2 protein-coding genes are annotated in these 1,685 nt (G+C 58.8%); one reads left to right on the top strand and one right to left on the bottom strand.

The window, feature by feature from the left end; translation table 11 throughout:
• Positions 1–252: 252 nt before the first annotated feature.
• A complete protein-coding gene (locus EXE44_RS16600) occupies positions 253–933 on the bottom strand; it encodes a TOBE domain-containing protein (protein ID WP_137693462.1) in 681 nt (226 codons plus the stop codon).
• Between the two features lie 64 nt (positions 934–997).
• On the opposite strand from EXE44_RS16600, the gene EXE44_RS16595 reads away from it, so the two are divergent.
• A partial coding sequence (locus tag EXE44_RS16595; RefSeq protein WP_158293483.1) for an extracellular solute-binding protein occupies positions 998–1,685 on the top strand: 688 nt, incomplete at its 3' end.

Below are 1,685 nucleotides of genomic sequence, written 5' to 3'. Positions count from 1 at the left end.
GCGCGATGTATCGAAAAACGGCTCGCCGAGACTCAAGAGTTGGGGCCATCAACAGACGCTGGATAGGTCACGCTCAAGAACGCATTCACATCCCTAGATACGCCGACGTACGGACTACAGAACTCTGTAAGTGCTCTGTACGAGACCCAAACATAGCTTTCCACGGAGCGCCTCGTCTGGTTTGTATCGACCAACTACCTCAACAGCCTGCCACAGTCCGGGTGAAAGAGTCCGCTGAGAGCGCTCTTTCCTCTATTTGGGGGTTGCACGTGTTGCTGTCGCTTTGAACGACGCGACAATATGACGACCCGACTCAAGTTGGAGCCGCTCTCGACTGTCTTCAGTTACAAGAGCATACAGGGGGTCTTCGGCCCCAACATCGACAGAAACCAGCGAAATCACGTCACCGCAGTCGACACTGAGTACGTGCCCGTCGAATCGGTTTCGGGCACTCGTGGCGCTCTCCGTCGGCGTCTCATCCAGATCGTGTAGCGTTACCGTATCAGCACGAAGACTCACCTGTACCGTGTCAGTATCGGCCGGGACGATTGCCCGTACATCTCCAGCAGCGGTGGTTACTGTTCCGAGTTCGCCAGTCCGTGTCACGACGGTCCCGTTTAATACTGCCTCAGTAGTTTCCGCAACTGACGAGTATCCTGTACAAAGCCGCTCAAATCGGGAGAGTAACTTATCGGCGTTTTCAGTGAGAGTACTTCCGCCACCGCCAGATCCTCCGCGCTGCCGTTCAACTAGCGTCCCGAAGGCCCCTTCCAGTTCAGTAATGCGTTGGTGCGAGCGCGAGTACGACCGACCGAGTTCGTCAGCGGCCTTGTGAATCGATCCGATCTCGTCTACAGCTTTGAGGAGCGACGCGTCCTTCTGTGTGAATTCCACACTATCTGCCCGAAGCTGTGCGTCGAAGCTCGCGTCCATACCGGGTCAAGACGGGCAGGGAGGAAAACAATTATGCCGGTGTCGAAATAACGCCGATGTATCAATGACAGAACATCGTACACGACGTGCGTTCCTCGCGAGTAGTGTAACAGCAGCGGCGCTTGGTTTAGCCGGCTGTACTGGTGACGGTGGGAGCGATGGCGGTGGCGACAGTGGAACCCCGACAAGCACACCGATGTCGGACTCTATGACCATCTTCCACGCCGGCTCGCTCGCCCCGCCGTTCTCGGCTGCCGAACCGCAGTTCGAGGATGAGTTCGGCGTTGACGTCACCCGGGAGGCGCAGGGATCCGTGGCATCGACACAGAAGATCACCCAGCAGGGACGGTCGGCAGACGTACTCGGCGTCTCCGATTTCCGGCTCATCCGTAACCGGGTACTCCCGGAATACGGCGACTGGTACGCCATCTTCACGACGAACTCGATGTCGATTCAGTACCGGGAGGACTCCCCCGGCGCGGACGACATCTCGGCCGACAACTGGTGGGAGGTCCTCTCGCGTGACGGCATCACCATCGGACACTCGGACCCGGCGGTCGACCCCGGCGGCTATCGCGCGGTGATGACGCTACAGTTGGGTGCCGAGGAGTTCCAGGGCGAGCGGCTCTACGACGAGGGGACCCTTGACGCCCTGATGAGCAACACGACCGTTCCAACGGGGACCGAGACGAACCTCGAGGGCCAGCTCGAGTCTGGCGAACTCGACTACGTCCTGTACTACCAGTCTATCT

Origin of the sequence: Halorubrum sp. SS7, from assembly GCF_005435055.1 — an archaeon.
GTDB lineage: Archaea > Halobacteriota > Halobacteria > Halobacteriales > Haloferacaceae > Halorubrum > Halorubrum salinarum.
This window is presented reverse-complemented; position numbering and strand designations above follow the sequence as displayed.

Coding starts and splice junctions, on each gene's coding strand:
- EXE44_RS16600 (WP_137693462.1), bottom strand. CDS start 933: ATGGACGCGAGCTTCGACGCACAGCTTCGGGCAGATAGTGTGGAATTC.